Annotated in this window: 18 protein-coding genes and 2 pseudogenes; 9 read left to right on the forward strand and 11 right to left on the reverse strand. The window is 59.0% G+C overall.

Annotated elements, in window-relative coordinates; genetic code table 11:
• The first annotated feature begins 402 nt into the window (after positions 1-402).
• The 3 genes from EAF64_RS17810 to EAF64_RS17820 all read left to right on the forward strand — a co-directional run bounded on the left by EAF64_RS17810 (position 403) and on the right by EAF64_RS17820 (position 2,145).
• Positions 403-1,254 carry a hypothetical protein gene (locus EAF64_RS17810; protein ID WP_129070330.1) on the forward strand — a complete coding sequence of 284 codons (852 nt, stop codon included), beginning with the start codon at positions 403-405 and terminating at the stop codon, positions 1,252-1,254.
• 112 nt (positions 1,255-1,366) lie between these two features.
• On the forward strand, positions 1,367-1,669 hold the full coding sequence (locus EAF64_RS17815; RefSeq protein ID WP_129070331.1) for a hypothetical protein: 303 nt from the start codon (positions 1,367-1,369) through the stop codon (positions 1,667-1,669).
• Between the two features lie 44 nt (positions 1,670-1,713).
• The gene (locus tag EAF64_RS17820) at positions 1,714-2,145 is read left to right on the forward strand and encodes a hypothetical protein (protein ID WP_129070332.1); all 432 of its coding nucleotides are present in this window, start codon (positions 1,714-1,716) and stop codon (positions 2,143-2,145) included.
• Between the two features lie 33 nt (positions 2,146-2,178).
• Here EAF64_RS17820 and EAF64_RS17825 read toward each other — a convergent pair whose 3' ends face one another.
• Positions 2,179-2,550, reverse strand: a complete 372-nt coding sequence (locus tag EAF64_RS17825) for a rhodanese-like domain-containing protein (RefSeq protein WP_129070333.1) — start codon at positions 2,548-2,550, stop codon at positions 2,179-2,181.
• A complete protein-coding gene (locus tag EAF64_RS17830; protein ID WP_129070334.1) occupies positions 2,547-3,107 on the reverse strand; it encodes a class I SAM-dependent methyltransferase in 561 nt (186 codons plus the stop codon). The genes EAF64_RS17825 and EAF64_RS17830 overlap by 4 nt, the downstream gene beginning before the upstream one ends.
• Positions 3,108-3,314: 207 nt before the next feature.
• Here EAF64_RS17830 and EAF64_RS17835 point away from each other — a divergent pair.
• Positions 3,315-3,641 (forward strand): annotated as a pseudogene (locus EAF64_RS17835) (rhodanese-like domain-containing protein); the annotation flags it as partial.
• Between the two features lie 210 nt (positions 3,642-3,851).
• Here the strand turns inward: EAF64_RS17835 and EAF64_RS17840 are convergent.
• Positions 3,852-4,208, reverse strand: coding sequence for a hypothetical protein (locus EAF64_RS17840; protein ID WP_129070336.1), 357 nt, complete (start codon positions 4,206-4,208; stop codon positions 3,852-3,854).
• Positions 4,209-4,309: 101 nt separating this feature from the next.
• On the opposite strand from EAF64_RS17840, the gene EAF64_RS17845 reads away from it, so the two are divergent.
• A complete protein-coding gene (locus EAF64_RS17845; protein ID WP_129070337.1) occupies positions 4,310-6,058 on the forward strand; it encodes a cation:proton antiporter in 1,749 nt (582 codons plus the stop codon).
• A gap of 96 nt (positions 6,059-6,154) precedes the next feature.
• Positions 6,155-7,195 (forward strand): zinc-dependent alcohol dehydrogenase family protein, encoded by a 1,041-nt coding sequence (locus EAF64_RS17850; RefSeq protein WP_129070338.1) that lies wholly within the window; start codon positions 6,155-6,157, stop codon positions 7,193-7,195.
• A gap of 75 nt (positions 7,196-7,270) precedes the next feature.
• Here EAF64_RS17850 and EAF64_RS17855 read toward each other — a convergent pair whose 3' ends face one another.
• From EAF64_RS17855 to EAF64_RS17875, 5 genes and pseudogenes are all read right to left on the reverse strand, one after another.
• Positions 7,271-7,597 carry a hypothetical protein gene (locus EAF64_RS17855; protein WP_129070339.1) on the reverse strand — a complete coding sequence of 109 codons (327 nt, stop codon included), beginning with the start codon at positions 7,595-7,597 and terminating at the stop codon, positions 7,271-7,273.
• A gap of 314 nt (positions 7,598-7,911) precedes the next feature.
• Positions 7,912-8,516, reverse strand: a pseudogene (locus EAF64_RS17860) (alpha/beta hydrolase).
• 53 nt (positions 8,517-8,569) lie between these two features.
• A complete protein-coding gene (locus EAF64_RS17865; protein ID WP_129070384.1) occupies positions 8,570-9,550 on the reverse strand; it encodes a VOC family protein in 981 nt (326 codons plus the stop codon).
• 58 nt (positions 9,551-9,608) lie between these two features.
• Positions 9,609-10,904 carry a hypothetical protein gene (locus EAF64_RS17870; protein WP_129070340.1) on the reverse strand — a complete coding sequence of 432 codons (1,296 nt, stop codon included), beginning with the start codon at positions 10,902-10,904 and terminating at the stop codon, positions 9,609-9,611.
• A 1,468-nt stretch (positions 10,905-12,372) separates the two neighbouring features.
• The gene (locus EAF64_RS17875) at positions 12,373-14,166 is read right to left on the reverse strand and encodes a globin-coupled sensor protein (protein WP_129070341.1); all 1,794 of its coding nucleotides are present in this window, start codon (positions 14,164-14,166) and stop codon (positions 12,373-12,375) included.
• Positions 14,167-14,550: 384 nt separating this feature from the next.
• Here EAF64_RS17875 and EAF64_RS17880 point away from each other — a divergent pair, with 384 nt between their 5' ends.
• The gene (locus EAF64_RS17880) at positions 14,551-15,513 is read left to right on the forward strand and encodes a dienelactone hydrolase family protein (protein WP_129070342.1); all 963 of its coding nucleotides are present in this window, start codon (positions 14,551-14,553) and stop codon (positions 15,511-15,513) included.
• Positions 15,514-15,658: 145 nt separating this feature from the next.
• Here the strand turns inward: EAF64_RS17880 and EAF64_RS17885 are convergent, their stop codons facing one another.
• Positions 15,659-19,177 (reverse strand): ATP-binding protein, encoded by a 3,519-nt coding sequence (locus EAF64_RS17885; protein ID WP_129070343.1) that lies wholly within the window; start codon positions 19,175-19,177, stop codon positions 15,659-15,661.
• A gap of 672 nt (positions 19,178-19,849) precedes the next feature.
• Here EAF64_RS17885 and EAF64_RS17890 point away from each other — a divergent pair.
• Both EAF64_RS17890 and EAF64_RS17895 read left to right on the forward strand, forming a co-directional pair.
• Positions 19,850-20,377 carry a winged helix-turn-helix domain-containing protein gene (locus EAF64_RS17890; protein WP_129070344.1) on the forward strand — a complete coding sequence of 176 codons (528 nt, stop codon included), beginning with the start codon at positions 19,850-19,852 and terminating at the stop codon, positions 20,375-20,377.
• The gene (locus tag EAF64_RS17895) at positions 20,378-20,824 is read left to right on the forward strand and encodes a hypothetical protein (protein ID WP_129070345.1); all 447 of its coding nucleotides are present in this window, start codon (positions 20,378-20,380) and stop codon (positions 20,822-20,824) included.
• 170 nt (positions 20,825-20,994) lie between these two features.
• On the opposite strand, the gene EAF64_RS17900 is transcribed toward EAF64_RS17895, so the two are convergent.
• Positions 20,995-21,201, reverse strand: a complete 207-nt coding sequence (locus EAF64_RS17900) for a hypothetical protein (protein ID WP_129070346.1) — start codon at positions 21,199-21,201, stop codon at positions 20,995-20,997.
• A 30-nt stretch (positions 21,202-21,231) separates the two neighbouring features.
• Positions 21,232-21,867 carry a type II toxin-antitoxin system death-on-curing family toxin gene (locus EAF64_RS17905; RefSeq protein WP_129070347.1) on the reverse strand — a complete coding sequence of 212 codons (636 nt, stop codon included), beginning with the start codon at positions 21,865-21,867 and terminating at the stop codon, positions 21,232-21,234.
• Positions 21,868-22,247: the final 380 nt, after the last annotated feature.

Genomic DNA, 22,247 nt, shown 5'->3' on the forward strand with positions numbered 1-22,247 from the left:
GACAGGGGAGGGCTGGTCGCCCTCTACCTAACAGTATTAGCCGGAGGGATATGTACCCGAGCCACGCGGAGTGAAAGTGAAACTGCCGGACGTGGCGGCTTCTCTCTGGAATAATAAGCGACATGAACCGTACCGCGTTCGACTGGTTCGGCCGTGTGCGCCGGACGTGTTCCGACCGGTTCCCGCTCGCCACGAACTGGCTGACGACCGGTCACACCAGTCCGCGCGCTTGTTTCCGACTGGCTTCGCTCCCTACCGTTTCCGGTCCGGTCGAATGCAGACGGCACCAGTGTACCCACCGGATAGCTATCGAGGCGTTCGGCTCGCTGGCGAATCGTAGCCCCTTGCTTGCCCGTGTGAGCTAGGTTCATACGGGATATCGTTGAACCGACGGGCGGATCGATGCAACGGAGAACTCTGCTCCGGCACGCGGGTGCCGGCGTGCTCTCGCTCGGGGTCGTGAACGGCGCGACAGGAACCGCGCTGGCCGGTGGGTTCGACGTGTCGTTCCAGGTCGGAGATCACGAGGTCGGTGACCACGACGAGTCCGTCCACGTCGACTGTGGGACGCCCACGACCGTCGAGGGCCGTATCGTCGGTGACGAGTCCTGTCTCACGGCGGACCTCGTCGACTACGGTCGAGAGGACGGCGAACTCCAGTTCAGCGTCGAGACCGTCGAAGACGCCAGCGACTGCACGAACCACCACGTCGCTATCGAGTACACGATCCGCGCGTCGGACCTCGACGACCCTCCGGCCGGCGTCTGCGTGTTCCACGATAGCGACCGCGTGGCCCGCGTCGACTGCACGGCCGACGAGGAACACGACGGCGACACGAACGAAGACGACACCGGAGACCGCGACGACGAGACCGACGACCCTCCGAAGTTCGAGTTCGACGACGACGAGAGTCCGGAGTTCGAATTCGAGGACGAAGACCCGCCCGAATTCGACTTCGGGAACGAGGTGGATGAAGGCCCAGAGTTCGACTTCGGGAACGAGGTGGACGAAGGACCGGAGTTCGACCTCGGGAACGAGGTGGACGAAGGACCGGAGTTCGACTTCGGGAACGAGGCAGACGATGGACCGGAGTTCGACTTCGGGGACGAAGTGGACGAGGGCCCGGAGTTCGATTTCGGTGACGAGGCCGACGAGGGCCCGGAGTTCGATTTCGGTGACGAGGCCGACGAGGGCCCGGAGTTCGATTTCGGTGACGAAGTGGACGGGGGGCAGGAGTTTTCGTTTTCGGAGTGATCGCTTCGTTCCACTCGCTTCGCCGGCGTCTGACCCCGTTTCGGGCGCACGTCTGCTCTGACGAACGGATTCGGGACGGCTCCTTTGGCCGGGTGGAACGAAGAAACCGACGATGAACCGGACCGCGGACTCACGTGACCTCGCTGCCGATCTCCGCGAGCGCGAGGTCGCCGCGGACGCGGGGCTCGCGAAGAGCTTCACCGACCGCCTGCTCGTCGTGGACGCGACAACCGACGGTGGCGTTCCCGGGGACGCCCGCGAGCGATTGCACGACCACGACTGCTACGGGGCCGACGAGGTGTACGATACCGGCGACCGCGACGCCTCGTCCGCGGGCGCGGTCGGCGACGCCACCCGCCACCAGTTCGCCGACGTGCAAACGCGGGGCGACCACCACTCCTACGTCGTGGAGTGAGGGCAGCCGCTTGCACTTTTCTCCCTGGCCGACGAAGGCCGCCCGTGACACGGTTCGACGCCGAGACGCTGACGGATCGACGCGACCTGTTCGCCGACGCCATCGAGGCTCACCGCGAGCGCCGGAGCCCGTTCATCACCATCGAACCGGAACCGACACCCGCGGAGATGGCAGCAGCCGACGACGAGGATCTGCCTGAAGATGCACCGGAACAGACCGTTCCCTGGATCCAGCTCGCCGACGACACCGTGAACCTCGACTGTACGGACGCCGAACTGGAGCGGGTGAAGACCCTGCTGGAGGAGTACCCGGACTTCCGGATCGACGACCTGACGAGTCCGGCGGACGCCCACGGAACCAACGTCCGGATCACGGCCCGCGCCGACCCGGAACGTCTGGGTGCCTTCTTCGACCGGATCTTTCGAGAAGTCTACGGCCGCGAGGAGGACTACCGGGCCTGGGTCGTCGAGATTTGACCGTCGCCGGTCCAGCAATCCGTTTCGGGTCCATCACCGCGGCGCGAGGCGTCGAACGAGTGCAGCCAGCCGGTACAGCACCGTGTTCCGCTCGTACTGTCGCCACCCCGCGTAGCCACCGGTGAGCGTCGTCGCATCGTAGCCTTCTGATTCCAGGTAGTCCGTGGCCGTCCGGGCGACGATGCCGGCCTTGCAGACGGTCACGATTTCGGCTTGCTCGGGTAGTGTGTCGAGATGGGGGTCGAGTGCGTCGACGGCCCCGTCGCGCAGGTCGTGGTACACCGGCGCGTTGTAGCTTCCCCGGATATGGTCCCCCTGGTACTCGGAATCGGGCCTGATGTCGAGGACGAACACGTCGTCGTCGGCACGGCGCTCGTCGAGTCGGCCCGGCCCGATCGAACTCATCGTCTCGTGGCGACGACCAGGAACGTTTCCGGCCGCGTCGCCCCGAACTCGACCGCGAAGCCGGCGTCGTCGAGTGCCGTGGCCGCCTCGGTCTCGGAGAAGCGTTCCGAAAGCGGCGGGCCGTCCTCACCGGTCCCATCGGCCGACCAGTCGACCACGACGAGACGGCCGCCCGAGGGAAGGACCCGCGCGAGTTCGGCGAGCGCGCCGTCCGTGGCGAACTCGTGGTAGGTCATGGTCGAGACGGCCGCGTCGAGTTCGGCGTCGTCGAACGGGAGGTCCTCGATCCCGGAGGTGACGAGCTCGACGTTCTCGGGGACGCCCTTCTCCCGGTAGTGGTCGTGCATTTCGTCCTGAATGTCGACCGCGTACACGCGGTCGGCGTGGGGCGCGACGTCGTCGGTGTAGAAGCCAGTCCCGCTCCCGAGGTCGACTACCGTCTCCGTCCCCGTCAGATCGAGTCCCCAGAGGAGTTCCTCGCGGGAGACCGACCGATAGCGCGCCGCGGTGTCCTCGAGTTTCGCCGCTTTCCCGGCGTCGAACGTGTGGTGTCCCATGCGACCGTAGTTGTGTACGTATCGTGAAATAATTGCTGGATTCCGCCGGATTTCTCCTGTCCGCTTCGGCGTGTATTATCGGTCGTTTTCCGTTCGCCGTTGCCAGCGCGGCTCGAAAGGGCGCGGATTCGTGCGGCGATACGAGCGCCACCACTCGTTTCAGTTTCAACACGTTTATGGCCGAACCGCCCTCTGATATTGGACAAGATGAGCAATACCGATATCGAGGTTGCAGAGGTCGCACGTCGGATCGAGGCCGACGACGCGGCGGATCTGTTCGTCCTGGACGTTCGCAAGGAGAGGGACTACGCACAGCGACGGATCCCCGAGAGCACGAACGTTCCCGTCTACGAGGATCTGCTACAGTACGAGTACTCGGGACTCGAAAACCATCTCGACGAACTTCCGGAAGACGAGGAGATCGCGGTCGTCTGCAAGGCCGGTGTCACGTCAGCCCGTGCCGCCGAGTTCCTGCGCGCGCACGGCTTCGAGGCGAAGTCCGTTCGAAACGGAATGCACGCCTGGGGGCGTCTCGATCCCGACGTCCAGTAGATCGGCTGGCGTCCGGCCGAAGTACGTGAGGCCGGGCTCGATAGATGCGATGTGTATCTCGCCGTTCTGTCGGGCGAAGCGAGAGGAGGCTCGGTAGACAGACCGTCCGTCGGCGGACGGTGACCGGAAGATAGCGTCGTGGATCTCGGCTCCTCTCGTGTCGAGTGACCGCGGCAGGTGGTCACTCGGCCGTCACGGTGTCGCGTTCGTCTCTACCTCGTGGCGTTCGAGTCGCCGACGGAGCGTCCTCGCCTTCCTCGTCGCGAGTGCGGCGGCCGGCTCGGCCCGGTAGTGCAGGACCGACTCGGCATCGGTTTCGTCGGCGGCCTCGTCGGGCGTGGCGTCGGCTGTCTGGACGACGGCGACGAGCGCGCCGTTTGTCGTCCTGATCTTCGTGCCGACGGATGTCTCGGTCGCGTGGAGTCCCTTCACGGCGTCGTGGATCGCGTCGAGTGCGTCGTCGGCGTCGACGGTCACCGCGAGCGTCGCGAACTCCGGATCGGTGAACGTACGATCTGCGGTCTCTGAAGTCTCGGGCTGATCGGTCATGATGTTTCCTCCCTTGCCCCCTCCAACGTTCGACGCGAACCGAATTAATCGTCCCGGCGGACCGGCCCCGCGCTTATCGGACCCAACGTGGAACCGGGCCTATGGCCGGAATCGAGGGTCAACTCTGGGCGCTGCTGGCGCTGTTCGGGATCGCTGCCGCCGTCGGCGTCCTCGCGGCGCAGCACGCCCGAATCCAGTACACCATCGGACTAGTCGTTACCGGGTTGCTCGTCTCCGCGGTCGGACCGCCGGTTCCCGACCCGATCACCTCCGAATTCATCCTGCTGGTCTTGCTCCCAGCGCTGATCTTCCGGGACGCCGTGACGATCGACGCCGGGGCGCTCCGTGCCAACCTCGCGCCGATCCTGTTGCTGGCCGTCGTCGGCTTCTGTTGCTCGATCGCCCTCGTCGCGGTCGCGGGTCGCTCCCTGTTCGGCTTCTCACTCGTGGTCGCGGTCCTGTTCGGGACGATCCTCATGCCGACCGACCCCGTCTCGGTCGTGGCGATCTTCGAAACACTCGACGTCCCCGACCGGCTCGCCGTCCTCGTCGAAGGGGAGAGCCTCCTCAACGACGGGGTCGCGATCGTGGTGTACTCGACGGTGCTAGGTGTCGTCGAGGCCGGGCCCAGCAGCGCCGATTCCGCCCCGTTCCAGGGCTCGCTCGAGCTGGCCCTGGACCTGGGCTCGGGGATCGTCGTCGCGTTCGTCGGCGGTGTCGTCGTCGGGGCTGCGGCCGGCTATCTCGCCGCGGCCGTCGTCGCGTTCGCCGACGACCGACTGACCGCCGTAATCGTCTCCGTCCTGACCGCCTACGGCGTCTACCTCCTGCTCCATCAGTTCGGTGCCAGCGGCGTGATCGGCACCCTCGCCGCGGGACTCGTCCTCGGACTGGAGGACGGGCACGCCGATATCGCCCCGGAGATACACTTCTCGATCGGGTTCGCGTGGGACATCGCGGCCGTGCTGGCCAACACGATCGTCTTCGTGTCGATCGGACTCATCACGCCCGTCGACCTCCTCGCCACCTATGCGCCCGGGATCGCCGTGGCCGTCGTTCTCGCCTTGCTCGCCCGGGCGCTGGTCGTCTACCCGTTGCTCGAACTGCACGCTCGGTGGGGGACACAGCCGATCTCCCGGCCGTTCCAGCACGTCCTCACCTGGTCGGGCATCCACGCGTCGGTCTCGGTCGCCCTGGTGCTCGACGCACGGGAACAACTCCCCGCCGCCCTCGGTGACGAGTTCACTGCCCTGCTGTTCGGGGTCGCCGCCTTCACCCTCGTCGTCAACGGCACGACCATGCCACGACTCGTCTCGTGGCTCGATCTCGGCCGGGACGACCCGCGCCGGCGGCTCTACGACGCACTCGCCGGCCGACTCCACGGCGTCGACGCGGCCCTCGAAACCGCCGACGCCCTGTTCGCGGACGACGAAATCCCCGAGAGCATGTACGCCGATATCACGGCTGCCTACCGGGCCGAACGGGCGACACTCGTCGACGCGATCGAACGGTTGCTTCGCGAGTACCCCGCCCTCAGAGACCACGAGCGCCGGCGGAGCGAACGGCGCATCCTCCTGGCCGAACACGAGGCGATCAAGCGGGCGATCCAGCGCGGTGAGATTCGTGGGGATGTCGGCGAGCGGTTGCTGGCCGATGTCGAGCGCGACCTCGACCGCGTCGTGACCGACGAGCGGTCGGCGCGCCGTCCCGCGCCGCCGGCGACTCCGCCTGACTGGCAGGAACTCCTCGACGCGGCGTCGGTCGATCTCGATCTCGGGAACGAGGTGGTCGATCCCGACCGGAACCCTCCCGAGTCGGACTCCGAGGACTCGGCCGACGGGAGTCCCTGACCGGTGACCTCCGCTGCCGAACGACGACGCCAACCCGAGCCGTCACGAATCCGGCGCTGACCGTACTTCTTTGTCCCCGCCGGCCCTGCACCGGATATGCGCGCAGCAGTGTTCCACGGGCCGGGCGACGTTCGCGTCGAGGAGGTACCGAAACCGGAACTGACCGAACCGACGGACGCGCTCGTCCGGGTCACCCACACCGCGATCTGTGGCTCGGATCTGTGGTTCTACAACGGCGATAGCGACCGCGAGCAGGGCTCGCGAGTCGGCCACGAGCCCATGGGCATCGTCGAGGAGGTCGGCGAGGACGTACGACGTGTCGAACCCGGCGACCGCGTGTTCGCACCGTTCGTCATCAGCTGTGGCCAGTGCGAGTTCTGCCGCAAGGGACTGCACACCTCCTGTGTGAACGGTGACTCCTGGAGCGGCGAGAATGGCGGCGCACAGGGCGAGTACGTTCGGACGCCCCACGCCGACGGCACGCTCGTGCGAGTGCCGGATCGCTACGCCGACGACGAGGACGCCCTCGAATCCGTCCTTCCGTTGACGGACGTGATGGGGACGGGCCACCACGCCGCCGTCAGCGCCGGCGTCGAACCCGGGAGTACCTGCGTGGTCGTCGGCGACGGCGCGGTCGGCCTCTGTGGCGTCCTCGCCGCTCGCCGACTCGGGGCCCGCCGGATCGTCGCCGTCGGTCACCACGAGGACCGCCTCGCCCTCGCCGACGAATTCGGCGCGACCGACACGGTGCTGGGGGGCGAGGGTGACGAGGTCGAGCAGGTGCTGGACGTGACCGACGGCGGCGCGGATCACGTCATGGAGTGTGTCGGGGCCGCTTCGTCGATGGACACCGCAGTCTCGGTCTGTCGGCCCGGCGGGACGGTCGGCTATGTCGGCGTTCCCCACGGCGTCGACGCCGCCGGACTGGAGCTGTACGACTTCTTCGGCGACAACGTGACGCTCCGGGGCGGCGTCGCGCCAGTTCGGGCGTACGCCGAGGAACTGCTGGCCGACGTGCTCGGCGGGACACTCGATCCCGCGCCGATCTTCACGAAGACGGTCGATCTGGATGGCGTGCCGGAGGGCTATCGGGCGATGGCCGACCGCGAGGCGCTGAAGGTACTTGTCACGCTCTGACGCGGTGTCGGTTGCTATCGAGCCCCGGGAAAGGGATCACCGCAGTAGCGTCACCCGTGCCCAGGCGCGGGACCGTCAAGCGACGCCTTCTGCGACACTCACGAGACCGTTACCCACTTCCACGAGCGCAGTCTCGGACGGCGCGCTCCCGACCAGACAGTCGGCGCTGGAACTGTCGGCACCGTCGACCCGAACGTCGACGTGGTAGACCGCGCGTGGGAGCCGCGTCTGGATGCTCGTGACCGCCTGTGGGGTGAGGGTGTAGGTCCGCTGGAACGCGATTTCGTCGTCGGCGTTGTGAAACTCGACGGTGACCTCGTGAGTGGTCTCGCTATCGTAGTTCCGAAGGACGAGGGTCTCGTCGGAGACGAGCAACCGTTCGTCGCCAACCGACGGATCCACTGCGGATCGATGTTGGAGGGGCGAGTCGGGCAGCATAGTTGCAAAAACGGTGTGACACCAGTAAAAACGGGATTCGGTGTTTCTGGCTCTGAAACTGAGCGTGTGTCCTAAGGGGAGTGCGGGACTCGAACTGGGCTGTAGAGCACGGTTCCAGCGGGCCGACTCGCTCTCGGGGATTCGAACGCCCTCGCACCGATTCTATCAGTTGTTCGACTCGACGACCAGCGTCACCCGTCGCTCCCCGCGTTCGGTCGTCACAGTCACGTCCAGCGCCACCGCGAGGACACAGTCTACTCACCTAACAGTGCTGTGACTCAGAGTAGCTCCTCAATGAACGAATTGATCATCCGGATTTCATCGTCATTGATTTCGTGACCCAGATCATCGTAGAGCCGACTCTCTACATCACCGTCCATCTGGTCGAATACCTGCACGGAAGCGCGAACCTGGTCGGCGGTGACGTAGGGATCGTCAGTACTGCAACCGAAGAAAACTGGTGTTCGATCAAGGTTCCCCTCTGGCTCTCGTTCGGTTTCTGGCCCGAGTAGACTTCCCGACAACACAATGAGGCCACCGTAGCGACGAGGGTTTCGCATAACGAATTCACTCATGATCGATCCACTCTGAGAAAAGCCGAGCAGGAGTGTGCGCTCAGGTGGGATACCGGCGTTGCCAGCAATCTTTACTACGCTCGTGACACGTTCGAACACTGAGGACAACCACGGCTCGTTTTTTCGAACGATACAGCACCCGAATATTGATACCACGAACTATGGGCCGCCTGCGGGGCCAGATACATCACACCGTGATGTAGGAACTCGTCGATGAGCCGCAACATATACTGTGCAGAGGATCCTCGACCGTGGAGCAGAATGACTGCGACCTCACCTGCCTGAGGCGGTGCGCCGGCCGTTTCGATTGGTTTTCCAGCGTGTGGCTATGTGGATGTGGCTGACTCGGTATCTTCTCCCATCAGTCCCTCCCCGAAGCGGACGCAAGTGGAACCGGCTGTAGCTGACCTTCGATCATCTCACGATCTTCTTCGAGCCACGGTGGGAGAAACAGTGAGTTGCCGAGCGCATCCAGATTGCTATCCACGGTGAGTCCCGGCGCTTCCGTGGCGAGTTCGAATAGGATACCACCGGGTTCGCGGACGTAGAGCGAGTGGAAGAAATGCCGGTCCTTCACCCGTGAGACATCATAGTCACGCTCTCGGAAGAGGTCGTGCCACTCGTAGAGTTGGTCTTCGTTGGGGACGCGCACAGCGACGTGCTGGATTGACCCTGCACCTTCGCGACCAAACTCCATATGACGGTCGAGGAGATCGATGACGGTGGCACGATCTCCCGGAGCCCGATACCGCACGCGATCACCCTCTTGATCGATAAGTTCTAGACCCAGTGTCTCCAGTGCGCTCGCAGTAATGTAGACGTTCGTCGAGAGAAGAGTCACACCGTGGATACCCCGGATCGCGTGTGCTTCCGGGACTGGGCCATCCGCCCACGGTTCCACGGATGATGTCCCAGTGACAAGTTCGAGTTGGGTACCGTCAGGATCTGTGAACCGAAGTACCCTCTCCTCGAATCGCTCAAATGGTCCCTCAACGTTGATGCCGTGCTCTGTAAGTCTGTCATGCCAGTACGATACCGAGTTCGGGGGTATTACCAGTGCCGCGGTGCTGATCTGGGGTTTGCCGGGTCGTCCATCCTCCTCTGCAGGATACGGAAAGAAGGTTAGGGCAGTACCAGGTGAACCAGTCTCATCACCGTAGAAGAGATGTCGTGTGAATTTCTCGTTGAAATTCACCGTCTGCTTGACCAAGCGGAGACCGAGTACACCCGTATAGAAATCAACGTTCTGCTGCGCATCTCGAACGATACCCGTGATGTGGTGAATGCCGGGCGTATCGGTGAGCGTCGATTGTAGCCTAGTCGCGTTGGGAGCGGTAAGAATAACGCGGTCGTCCGAATGCGGCCGTGATGGACGATACTCTAATCGGTGTGTTTTCTCTTTACGACACGCCACTTACGCCTACCCACTGGAACTTGCCATCCCGGCCAGCGAGTACGAGTCCGTAATCAGCGACCGTCATCCGATAGAGATCCGCTGAAGCGTCGATCCACCGGACGTTCTGGTCTGGCTTGAACCCGTCATTGACGCAGTTTGTAGAGAGTCGCCACATCTGGTCTCGTCGAGCATATTGGGGCTTGATTCCGAGCTCGATACACAAACGCATCATGTCGCTGGCTAACTGCGCGCTTGAAGTATAGTAGACTCCTCGGTCGTTTCCATCACCAGCCATGAGCGTCTCAAAAAGTAACTGACGCTGTCGCTGGTCCGTTTGCCAGACGAGAGCAGGCAGTCGTTTCTGCTGGCTGCCGACTCCACAGAGTGACTCGAAGAGTGTTCCGAACACTGTTGAGCTAAACTCAAAGGACCGGCTATCAACACTTCCCTGCAGCCCCATCCGTTTCAATAGCCCCGCAATTGTTTCTCGGTGAGTTGTGTTTTCCTGCGCAATCTGTACCTGTGCTGTATCGCTACTCTGTGGCCAGTAGACGTTACCCTCTGTAGCGAACCATCCAATGAATTCGATGAAGTCATCGCCGTCGAATCGGTATGGTCGCCCACGTGCGTTCGGCCCTGCAACGAGTGAAACGTCATCGGCAATCGATTCGATGGCGGGTTGGTACTGCTTGAACGTCTCGGGGTCGAAGTAATAGCCCGTGTGGCTGTTCTGTCGGATGGGATCACATCCATCTGGGAGGGCTGCCCGAAACGTATGTCCGTGATCCTCACTCCAGACTCTGATCTCATAGTCGGTCACCAGGTTTGTGATGTCTACACCCTCTAGTCGATAGCCCGGCCTCTGTCGCCACCCATTGATGAACCGGTATATGCTCTTCTCGTGAAGTTCGCACGCTCGCTGGAAGCGCGTTTCTCCAACTGAATCTGTTTGGAAGGGAATACGGTGATCTGGTGCGACTCGAAGATTCGACCGGCGTGTCTGAATATTGATGAGTTCTGCTGGCGGTGCAACCTGTTGGATCGACGTGATCGGCTTCAGTTTACAGAGCTCTGTCACTGGGTCAAGAGCATAGACGACCGTACCGATTGTAAGGTCAGAGACTGCCCGAGGTCCGTCCGTGGTTAGTACTTCAGTGTCGTCAGTGAACCCACCTTCTGTGAGCTCGATACCCGGCATCTGCTCGGCAGTAGATTTCTCGGTTAGATCTCGCTCCTCCTCGAAATCCCCTACAGAATTCTGGGGGTTCTGGTGACCCTTTCGTTTTCTTTCTTTTGACACGAAGTAAGGTGGTCCCGTTCTGGGTTATAAAATAGCGGCCGGCTCAGGGTGGTCGAATCAGTGGTGTAATCTTGACTCTCGTCACCGCTAGATAATAGTGAATATCCGATGAATTTGCCTAGACTGGGACTCGATCGACTGTGGTCGGGGACGACCCACAGGGGACATCGCTGAAGCGGTCGAAGGAAGACTGCACAGGCTGATTGACGAAGACGGACGAGTCCACGCTGTCTGAAATATATGAAACACGAGGTATTGTAAGGGTAGCTGTAACCCACGTACGTAGTCCGGGGTTACAAATATACAGAAGCCATTTGATACACAATCTGATATACCCACTGGTCACCTCAAACTTCTAGATCCGTTCGAAGCCCGTCCGAGAACGACCCTGCCCGGCAATCCAGATCTTCGCCTGTTCTCACCCAGTCAGTGGGAACCCAGCTTCTAGTCGCCTATCTCTCAGAGCCGTTCCTTTCTAGCGGTGATTCGGGCTACTGTTACACTCCGTTTCAATGACAGCCGCGATGTTGTTGAACCACAATCGAACGTGTGTCAGGATTACAACTTGGACTACTCAGCGATCAAGTCAAACTCTTCAGAAACAACATAGTCGGCTCGGCTCTGTTGTAACGGTCTGCAATTACCAGATATAGTCTGCTGTATGGGGATCATCTTCCTAGATAGATGCGTGAATAAGTCGAAACGTTATAGACGAGGAACGCTGGCTCGAATACGGGACGAGTCATTCAAGACCCCTCTGTCGGTTTTCTCAACGGGCTAAAACTCGTTGCGTACCGCCATGGACTCTGCGGTGCATACAAACCCAATCCATGGGCGATGGCTTTCAGTGGCGGGACCGCGGTTACATGCAAACTTGTGCACTTAGTCATTATCGTGCGATACTATGATGAACATGCACCTATTGAAGCCTGAATCACCGCGGATCGTACTGGATGAATACCCTCCGTCGCTCCGGCACGCACGCGAACTCTCTGCAACCGTTTTGAATATGGACTGCGGCGAAGTCCGCCACGGTTGTGTTCCCGTACTTGATTGGGAAAGCCAATCCACCCACAGTTGTGACACTCCGAGGGCCGTTTCAGTACCTCGGCGTCTAACTCCACCACCGCTGCGTGAACACGCTCACGTGTCGCGTGGTAAACCCTGCGTGTCAACCAAGGGGAAGTGGTCTCTTGATGATTTCCAGATCAACGTCACCAACCACATGCTTACCCCGCTGTTCCAGGAATCACAGAGCGCATGGTGTGGCGTGACTGCAAGCTGTATCCGTCACCCGGCCAACAAACACGAAGCAGAGGGTGGTGGTCATGTTGGTTAAGACGCAGTGCTGTTGGACTTTTGTGCGATAGCAAGAAACAGCGTAACAGGAATTCTAAAAAAAAGGAACGCCTTCACCAACGCTGCGCGAAACCCAGAGGTTGTATACAATAGTCCAGATTGTCAATCATTACCGGAACCCGCCTGTTTCCCCGTCTGCAATCCGTTCGAGCGTCTCACGATCCAGTTGAGCGATCATTTCATCAGGCATTGCATCCGGTAGTTTACCGTACAAGTCAGCCGACACACCAGAAGGGAGTTCGGAGCCACCGCTCTCGATTGGAGCGGCTTCCCATTCGCGCTGGAGCGAACCGCCATCTGTCATCCCATCTCTACTTGACGCCGCTCTATCGGCATTGGGCTGGGTTGGATACATTTCACCGTTCCAGTCGCCTTTACTAGTCACGTCGGTGAGTTCGAGCCTAGAACCCCTTTCTAGGCTGTCGGTCGCTTCGGCAATCGCCTCCATTTGCGTCGCCTGTGCTTCGGTCTCGGTTTCGAGTGACTCTACCTCAGCAACCATCTCGCGGGCCCGATCGTCCAACGTGTCCAGCATCGAACTCACTTCTTCAGTGCTAGCGGCCTGGTTGTCAGTTGCAGTCGCAACTTCGTCCATCGATGCAGACGCGTCATCGACCCGTGTCTTGATATCATCGAGAACCTCGTCGGTTTCCTCTATTTTGCTTTGCCCAGCGGTCACAGATCCTGCTACCGTCTCAAGTTGGTCAGACGCCTCTTCGATTTCGTCGGTGACACTCTCAAGAAGTGACTCGACCTCGCCGGCTTCGTTCTGGGTCTGCTCAGCGAGCGACTTCACTTCATCGGCTACAACAGCGAATCCACTCCCGGCCTCACCGGCACGGGCGGCTTCGATGGAGGCATTTAATGCCAGGATGTTCGTCTGATCTGCAATGTCGTTGATCACCTCGACGATTTCGTCCATCTCGTCGACGACTGCAACGAGCCCATCGATTCGCTCTTGAAGATCAGCTTGTGCCTCCTCTATATCCTCCATTGCCGCGACGGACTCAGCGGCACGTTCCTTCCCTGTCTGCACCTTCTCCGAGGCTTCTCGGCTAGTTTCATTCGCTGACTGGCTCGACGCTGCAATCTCCTCAACCGTTGCACTTAGGTCCGACACTTCGGTCGCGACCGACGCCGAGCGTTCATTGAAGTCCTCGATAAGCTCTCGCAGTTCTGCCGTATTCTCGCTGACCGTTACTGAAGACTCCTGTGCCGTCTCAATAGACTCTGAGACAGTCTCGCGCATTTCCTGTGACGCTTCAATTTCGTCGCGAAGAGACTCGGTAAACGAGTAAAGGTATGTGTCGTTGACCACCTGCATATCAAGGTTGAGGATACGGACGAGCGACTTGAGCGACTCTTTGGCCGTCTGTAGCTCCGAAACTGCCTGCACACTCGTCTCCTCGTCAAATTCACTCTGATATGTGCCGGCTATGTCCTCACAGAGCGCGTCGATCAGCGTCGTCGTAATATTGCTAAACATCCCAGCAAAATAATGAAGTGGCATGTCGAGCTTATCATGGAGCATCCCAATCCGGGTTCGATGTCTAAAATAGTCCGGCCCATAGTCGCCATTCACGACCGTGTCGTAGTACCCAGATACGATTGAATTCAGAGCATCAGCATTGCGAGGCGACCGGTCAGTAATTTCCTTTGTTTCTGGCGTCGCAAAAACGGGTTTCAGAAATGCGTCGACAAGTTCCTCTCTGTTCTCGTCGATTATGGGTTGTAGTCGCTCAAGTCGCTCAGCATCGTCAGGGCCGAAGTTGACGAATTCCTTGCGCCAGTTGATTTCTGTCCTGTCCAGATCAAGAGCCGACGCGATCTCGTCAGTAGTGTAGTCGGTCCCGAGAGACTGTCCAGAAGCCACGGAGCCACGCTGGTCAAGCCGTCTTTCCATGCGCGTTCTGCCGCAGAGTAGAACAATAAGATAATGGGATCGGTTATCAGAAACGAAAAGCCAACACTACTAGAGTTACATTTGTTCAGGGTAACCGACCTCGTTTTCTCTTTATGCGATATTCTGTCTCAGGATCACGCTGTGTGTCCTGTATGGAGCATAGAAAAATGTATAAAAATGCTAAAAATTCCGGCGAACAGCATTCAGTAAAAGAGTGACAGCGTTCCATCATTGATCGCGTCCCTTTTAAATATAAAGACATATAATGACACTCCCCGGCTGATTGTAGATTTGACCACCATAAGTAACAAACAATTTATATAAACTATGTCAGATACTGGGCATCGCTTACCTTTATAAAATCATAGCCATTGCATACAACAAATGCGTATCAAGGCTCTGGCAGTATTCACCGTTGCGATGCTACTGTTGAGTGGTTGTTCTGGAGTGTCGCCAACTGAGTCAACGGCAGAGGAGATGGATCCGACAACGCAGGACCCGCAACCGGAACAGGAGACAAACACTGCAGAAGCCTCGTATACCCAAACTCCTCACACAGGGTGCCAACCAGGTACAATCAAGAAGGATGGTACCTGTCAACCAGTCACGTCTAATTCAAATGCTGATATCTTCGACGTAAAGAACCTCAACCCCATTACAACCGAGAATACCACGATTGACGGAACGCAGGGCTATCTCGCGCGCCCGGATGCTGAGGGAGACCATCCGGCAGTCGTCATGGTACACGAGTGGTGGGGCCTCAATCAGAACATCCGACATATGGCCGATATCCTTGCCGGCCAAGGATATGTTGTCTTCGCAGTAGATCTGTACGAAGGACGCGTTGCGAGCAACTCCTCATATGCAGCTGAGCTCTCAGGCGAGGTTCGGGAAAATCCCGATGAGGCGGTCCAAAAGATGCGCCAGGCGACTGCCGGAGTACGTAACCTCTCGTCTACCACCAATCGGGTGGCAAGCTTGGGGTGGTGTTTCGGCGGCGGGCAGAGCTTACAATTGAGCCTGAGCGAAGCCGAGTTAAACGCGACGGTCATCTATTACGGGACGCTCGCGACGGACCGCGACACGCTCCGGCAGATCGACGAGCCAGTCCTCGGCATCTTCGGCTCCGAAGACCAGGTTGTCGGTATTGAGAGTGTTCGTGAATTCAATCAGACCCTCGGTGAGCTTGGGGTTGAGCGCGAAATCTACGTGTACGAAGATGCCCGGCACGCCTTTGCGAACCCAAGTGGGGAGTCCTTCCGACCAGAAGCGACCAGAAATGCTTGGAGCAAGACCTTACGCTTCCTCAATAGGACCCTGCGAGCGGACGTAAACAGCAACGGGTAATCCAATCATATTCTACGGTAGCCTGATCCGTTGTGATTTTTACAGCACCGATCCGATATTTAGTTCGTTCCATAAGGAATAAATAGGAATCTCAGTGTCCTACACCGCCCAGCCGTCGAACACGCACGACCAGATCTTCTCCAGATCACTCCTCACGCACTTTCGAGAGCAACTGTTCCAGGGTATGCATCTGGGTAAACCCCGGCTCGTCGATCCTGAATTTCTGTACCGGACTGCTCTCAGAATACGTCTTTTCGACACGCTGGTCACCCTCCAGGGGATCGTTCAGCGCCTGGAGAATCTCGTGTGCTTCCGAATGTGACATCGCCACCCAGATCGCTTCCTCTGGATCACAGGCAGCCATCTTATCGTAATCACTCGGGGCCGCTCGCCGAAGGTCGTGATTGACGCGTTCGATCTCACAGACCACGACGATCTCACCATCCACGTCCAGTCCCGCAAGATCCAGGCGATGCTGCTCGAAATCCGAACTGGCCTCCGCAGCATCAGTATCACTACCCATGAACCCAGCCACCGGAACCGATCCCTCCCGGAGTTCGTAATAGGGTCGGACCTCCACGACTGGCGACTCTGAATCTTCCCGGAACTCTTGCTCTACCCATTGGCGCGTCACCTCGACACCAAGTACGTGCTGGGTAGACTCATCGAGATCGCCCTTACCATGGCCATAATGAACGCCGTGTTGATTCTCCTGGCCGATCAGCTTTCGTCCCTCCGGGCGAAGCGAATACAACCGATGGGGTCGCGTCGTATCTTGGCTCAGCAATCCTGCCTCAAGAAGTTCGTCGACCTCTGCAGATTCTACGCCGACATACTCCTGTAAGCGGATCATCGAATCCGAGAGCAGATCGTAGCCGGGTGCCTCGTAGGTGAACTGACTCGCATTGTGGACCGCCTGGAGGAACATGAGGGCCTGATCGGACCACTCACTCTGGCGGCGCTCGTTTTCGTCGAGTCTGAGATTCACGTCGGTGATCGGGATATCATCAGGGTCCACCTCAGAACGGGAGTGACAACACTCGATTGCCTGTTCGAGTCCAGCATCATCAGGCGAATAACGCGTCTCACAATCAGCACACAGCAGTGCATGGCCACCCTCTTCGTAGCTGACCATCCCCGGCAGTCGCTTGGTATGCGGGAGGGCGCTGTCTACTCGCACCGGAACAGTCTCTTCGTCGGTCTCGTCCGTCACTTGGCTCGCGTCCTCGGCCGTCTGCGGTTCTGTGAGCTCCAGTCCGACCGTTTCTATAGTACGGGCTTCGAGATCGTCACGAGCGGACTCGAAGCCTGAGCGAGTCTCCCCAGCAAGCGGCATCGACCCCTTCGGATGGCCGGGTGGAAGCGGCAGGGACTGCACGAGGAATGGCTCGGGGGTTTCACCGAGGAACTCCCCTGGTAGTTTCACGAGCCACTCACCACGACGGAGGCCATCGAGGCGATCAGCAATTGTCTGAGCATCCGTCTCCCCGGTCGCCAATCGTTTGGCCAACTCGAAATCAGACGGGACGCTTCCCGAGACCACCGACTGGACGTTGTTCAACAGTTCGTCGGCGGCACTGGCATCAGCACCGGCGAGTTGGCTCGGAAACTGCATCGCCAACGTGACCGAGACATCGAACTCCCGTCCCTGGGCCAGGAGCTCCTTCAACAGCGAGGCGTTGGCGATACTCGCTGCTTCCTCGATATAGAGATTGACCAGTGCGTGATCGGTTTCGGGGCCACTCGAACGCGTCCGACGCTTGAGTGCCGACCAGGCATTCGAGAGGATCGCGAGTGCGATTGCTCGCTGGGCTGCCGTCCGAATGCCGCCCGTGTCGACGATGATGACCACGTTCTCGTCGAGGTACTCCCCGAGATCGAAATGCGGAGTCTGTGGAGTGTCTTCGGCAGCCCCGTCTTCGTCGTGGGTCGCATCATCATCGCCAGTCGGCTCATCGACAGCAACGTGATTAAACATCCGAGCGAGTCTGGCATCGATCGTGATCTTCTCGATACGACTCGCGACACCAGCCATGATCTTCGAGAAGGTGCGAGCGTCCGTATCGAGTTGCTTACTCAGGGAACGTTCGAGTTCTGCATCCGAGACGGCAGGCGGACTCCCGTCCTGTTGCATTTTCTTGACGGCGAGGTGGAGTTCACGATGGGAGAAGGCATCCGAGCCATGGACTGGATCGAACAGCGCGTGAATCAGATACCGAATCAAGTCTGGTGAGCGAACCGCCCGCTCGAATCGCTCCATGCCCATGATCTGGCCGAGCAACTCGATGTAGTGATCCGCAACGTCCTGGACGGCCGTGGTTCGTGGAATGCCCGCCTCGAGTTGTGGCCTGATGTCGAAAAACGAGAGGGCAGGCACCGTCTCACTGCAATCGAAATAAACGACGTCGTCCAGTCCATCGAATCTCGCATGGTGGGCCAGCAGATACTCTGCAACAGCGTTGCCGCCCTTTGGGAGAAAGAGAACGCTTGGTCCATCCGTTGTGGCGTGATTCGAGAGGACGCCACTGAGATTCAAGACTGACTTCCCGGAGCCAGTCGCACCCAGAATCGCCTGATGCATCGGCTGGAGTGCAGGCGGGACGGCAACAGGACTGTTCCTGGGAGTCTTATCGGCAGTGAGTGGGAGGCCAATCTTGAAGCCCGGTTGCTGGTAGTTCCCGAGGACGGACTGGGGTGGGAGCCGCAGTCCAGTTTTTGCGGCTGATGTCGGGGCCACTGCACGACTCCCTTCGCTGGTGAGTGCATCGCCATCTAACAGGCAGAAACTCCCGACCTCGGCGGGGTCAGCGACGATGCCTGTACTCCCTGTCTGGGTTCCCGGGAGTCGCTGTGTGAGTGTCTCGTAGGTGGGGTGCTGGATGGTTCGGTCTGTAATCTGCTCGAAAAGAGTTTGGCCATAGTCTCCAGTCGAGACGGATGCCCGGATGTCGTAGGTCGTCCCACTCACCTCGGCGAAAGCGCTTTCGAGGGTTCGAATCAAGTTTTCTGATTCGGACTCTTCCTCACTCATTGCGACTGTTCGGGCATTCATGATGAACGAATGGCGACCGTCCTTCTCGACGAGGGCCTCTAGTCGCGTTTGATCGGTTGCGGTGAGTCGGATATCCTCGGGATCGGGATAGCCAGCCAGTGCGTTGATCGCCTGATCGAGGATGCCGACGGAACCCGTCTCGATAGCTCTGCTGTAGGCATCGAGTTCGTTCGTGAAATCGTCATAGGGCGTGAGGAGTGCCTGGTAGAGAACTCGGATATCGCTTCTCGCCATCGTCTCCGCGATGGTTGCGAGTGGAATCGTCTTCGTCTGGCCCTCGTGTGTGCTGTTCGATTTGTCCTTCCTGTATCGGTTTTCGGGACCGTAGAAGTCCGTGTAGGGTGTGAGTCTCGTCTGCCAGTCTCTGGGCGATCTGGGCTGGCCCTCGAATTCGAGTCCAGCGATCGATCCATGATCGGGATCAGCGAGTGCGTCAGGATGGAATTCGACACGCTGGAATTCGTAGCTGTTGGGAACGGCTTCTCGTAGCAAGCCCTCGAGTGCATCGAGTTTTTCGGGATCACTACCCCCGAACAGGTAGGTTATCTCACCGTGTCCGTGGGTATAGAGTAACACTTCGATCGTGGTGTGAGCCGGCGAGTCGAAGGGCAACCAACGACGAGCGCTATCATCGAAACAGAGTCGGTGGAGGCGCTTCAGGTGCAGCGGGAGGTTCCAGGGGTCAGCGTGGTCTGTCGTCGGCCGGATCTGGATATAGGGGCGCGCGTCATCGGCGAGAACGGGGAGGGAGTCTGCACTCGGTGGCTGTTGGGACGTTGTGGGGGATGAAGGTGGAGTCGTCATGACGCTGGTCGATGATATCCCCTCGAATGTGGCTCTTATAAGCCAAGGGATTGCTTTGGCAGGTTTGGAGACGTCATGGATGGGGAGAGTGTCTTGGTGGCGATCATGTGTTCAAGTAGCGTGACTCGGTGTGTCGGCGAAAGGAGAGTGTAGTTCGGGGTGAGCAGGGGCGTCGATTATGATGCACTGAAGCCCTCGTGCGCTCCAGTCCCGCGACCGCGTCTGCGCTCCAGTCGGTGCTTGACGGGTCGGGGTTCCCGGAGCGCACTCGCCCTTCATCCACCAGGCATGGGTTGGGCCGGCTCAGTATGGATGTCCGGTGGTTGTGTGTCCTCCTGACTGTCTTTCTTGTCCTCCACGTGCTCACGGTATGCACCCGTTCGCACTGCATACCCCGGTTCTAACGAATCAGAGCTTGACGCACTCACAGATATTTGGGAGTGCCAAAGATATATTGAGGAAAGCCACGTATAGATGGTCATGACCGAGTTCGATCCGGCTCCAGAGTCCGAAGATTCCCAACGATGGTGGCAGGAGGGCACTGATACCTTTGGTCGTGTCTACAACGTTGTCCTCGGGATTACCTCCCCAACTACCTATACCGACATCGCAGAGCTTGCAGACTGTTCCCCGAACGCTGCGAAAAAGCACCTCGATCGCTTGGTAGAGATGGGAATCGCCCGTGGTGATAGTGAGAGTCGCCCAGCGGCGTACGAACGAAACGACGGATACCTCGAATGGCAGGACGCGAGTCGAATCGCATCCGAACTCGCTGTCGAAGAGATACTCCAGCGGGTAGAGGAACTCGAACAAGAGCGCACGGAATACGAATCCCAGTTCGGAACGACAGACCCCTCGGATGTCTCTGTGTTCGAGCAGGGTGATCACGAAACCATCCACGAACGGATGAGTGCAGTCAGTGAGTGGCAGAGCGTCATCCGGGACATTCGGCTCTACGAACTCGCTCGCCAGCTTTCCCAGAACGATGGCCACCTGATTCCAGCATAGATGGGTCATTCACCCGATGATTCGGCCGATCACTCCACAGGCCCACCGGATCGACAGACACTGCGTCTGCTGGAACGACACCTCGCCTCGGAGTCACTCGTCGTCGAAACTGTGTTCGAACCTGGTTCATATGAGCCGCGGCTACTTGCGGGGTTCCTCGATGCTGATCGATATCCTGGGGCGGTGACTATGGCCCGGCTCGATATCCGGTGGTTCAGGACGGGAGATTTTTCGATTCACTACGTCGAAACGCGAGCGGAGGCTGACTGGGAGTGTCGCTGGGACCGGCATCCGAATACACACAACACTCGGCTACACTTCCACGAGCCACCAGCCGGAACCGAGGTCGTCGATCTCGAACTCTCCTCTCTCCATCCACTCGAAGTCTACTCGACTGTGCTCACGGCCATCGAGCGTCGTATCGAGACGCTGTGGTCTTCTCACTGAACACACAGCGATACTGCTCTTCTCTCACCGTTGGTCGAAGGCTCTCTGAAAGCCCTCGCACGCTCCAGTCCCGCGACCGCGTCTGCACGTCTGTCGGTGCTTGACGGGTCGGGGTTCCCGGAGCGCACTCGCCCTTCATCCACCAGGTGTGGGTAGTGCTGGGTCAGGAATCACTCGCTAGCGAGCGCATCATAAATATCGCGGTGTTCGTCACGGTCTTGGCTGGCGAAGTTGTGGACGATTTTATTCCGAGCCTCCTTCATAAACTCTTCAGGCGGTTCTTCTCCGTGTTCCTCGATATACTTCTCTCGAACAGCCGTCAGAAGAGTCTCCATGAAGTTCCTCGGTGGATCCCCGTTTTTGTCCTCGGCAGCCATCACTACGCGAAAATTGGTCGGGAAGCACTGTTAACCGTTGTGGTTATTTAAATCCGTACTATCAGCGGTTTCCGACAATATCTCCTCAGCGTCGATATCTTCAGGATCTAAGGCGTTCACGATTAGGTTCAGGAGGGCTGTGAGGCCAAGGGTCATCCAATCGTCTTCATCAAGCGGCTCTGTCTGATCCGCCAAATACCCTGTTGCGGTGTCACGATCGATAATATCCTCTCTAACTGCGAGGAGTTTGAGCATCGCGCGGAGGTCCTCCCCGTACTCTAATTCGTACCCATTGAGATAGTAGAACAGATTGGTGGTGTTCAGAGCGGTTCGCTTGTTCCCATCGACAAACCAGTGGTTCGATGCGATCAATCGCATCAGGGCAAATGCCTTCTCATGGATTGTTTCAGGCTGTTTGCTCATCACACCGTGTTTGATGTAATCAACGGCGTATTGGATCCGATCCTTCTCTTCGATTCCTGGTTCACTCTGTTCGTCTTCCGCAATAATATCGTCGTGAATTTCAACGATATCTTCGACGGTTGGATACCAGAGTTCAGAATCGAAATCAGCTGCCAAATCGTCTGATGAGACGATATCACTGCCCTCAGTGGCGGGGCTAAAATGAGTATCGCCGGTCTCGTCTTCACCAGACTCATCAGTCATTACAAACCCTTCCATTCCCCATGGTATTCAACCCCACTCTTCAGTCCGTGGCGTCAAATCTTGTTTCGTTAGAAACCATCTCTGTCAGATTATGTATTTGAAACCTTATTGTTGACTCATTGTATTCTACGCTATCCCAACACTTCTGAATCGGACTGTGGCATTCTCGTCTGAATTGCAGTAGTCGGGGCATCGATAGGGCAACGGACTCCATTTTCCCAGTGGACGATTGCTGGTTCTTGCCACAACATCGTCTTGCACTCCTCAAAAGCCCTCGTACGCTCCAGTCCCGCGACCGCGTCTGCACGCCTGTCGGTGCGTGACGGGTCGGGGTTCCCGGAGCGCACTCGCCCTTCATCCACCAGGTGTGGGTAGTGCTA

Source organism: Halorientalis pallida (assembly GCF_004118325.1).
In the GTDB taxonomy this organism is placed as follows: Archaea; Halobacteriota; Halobacteria; order Halobacteriales; family Haloarculaceae; genus Halorientalis; species Halorientalis pallida.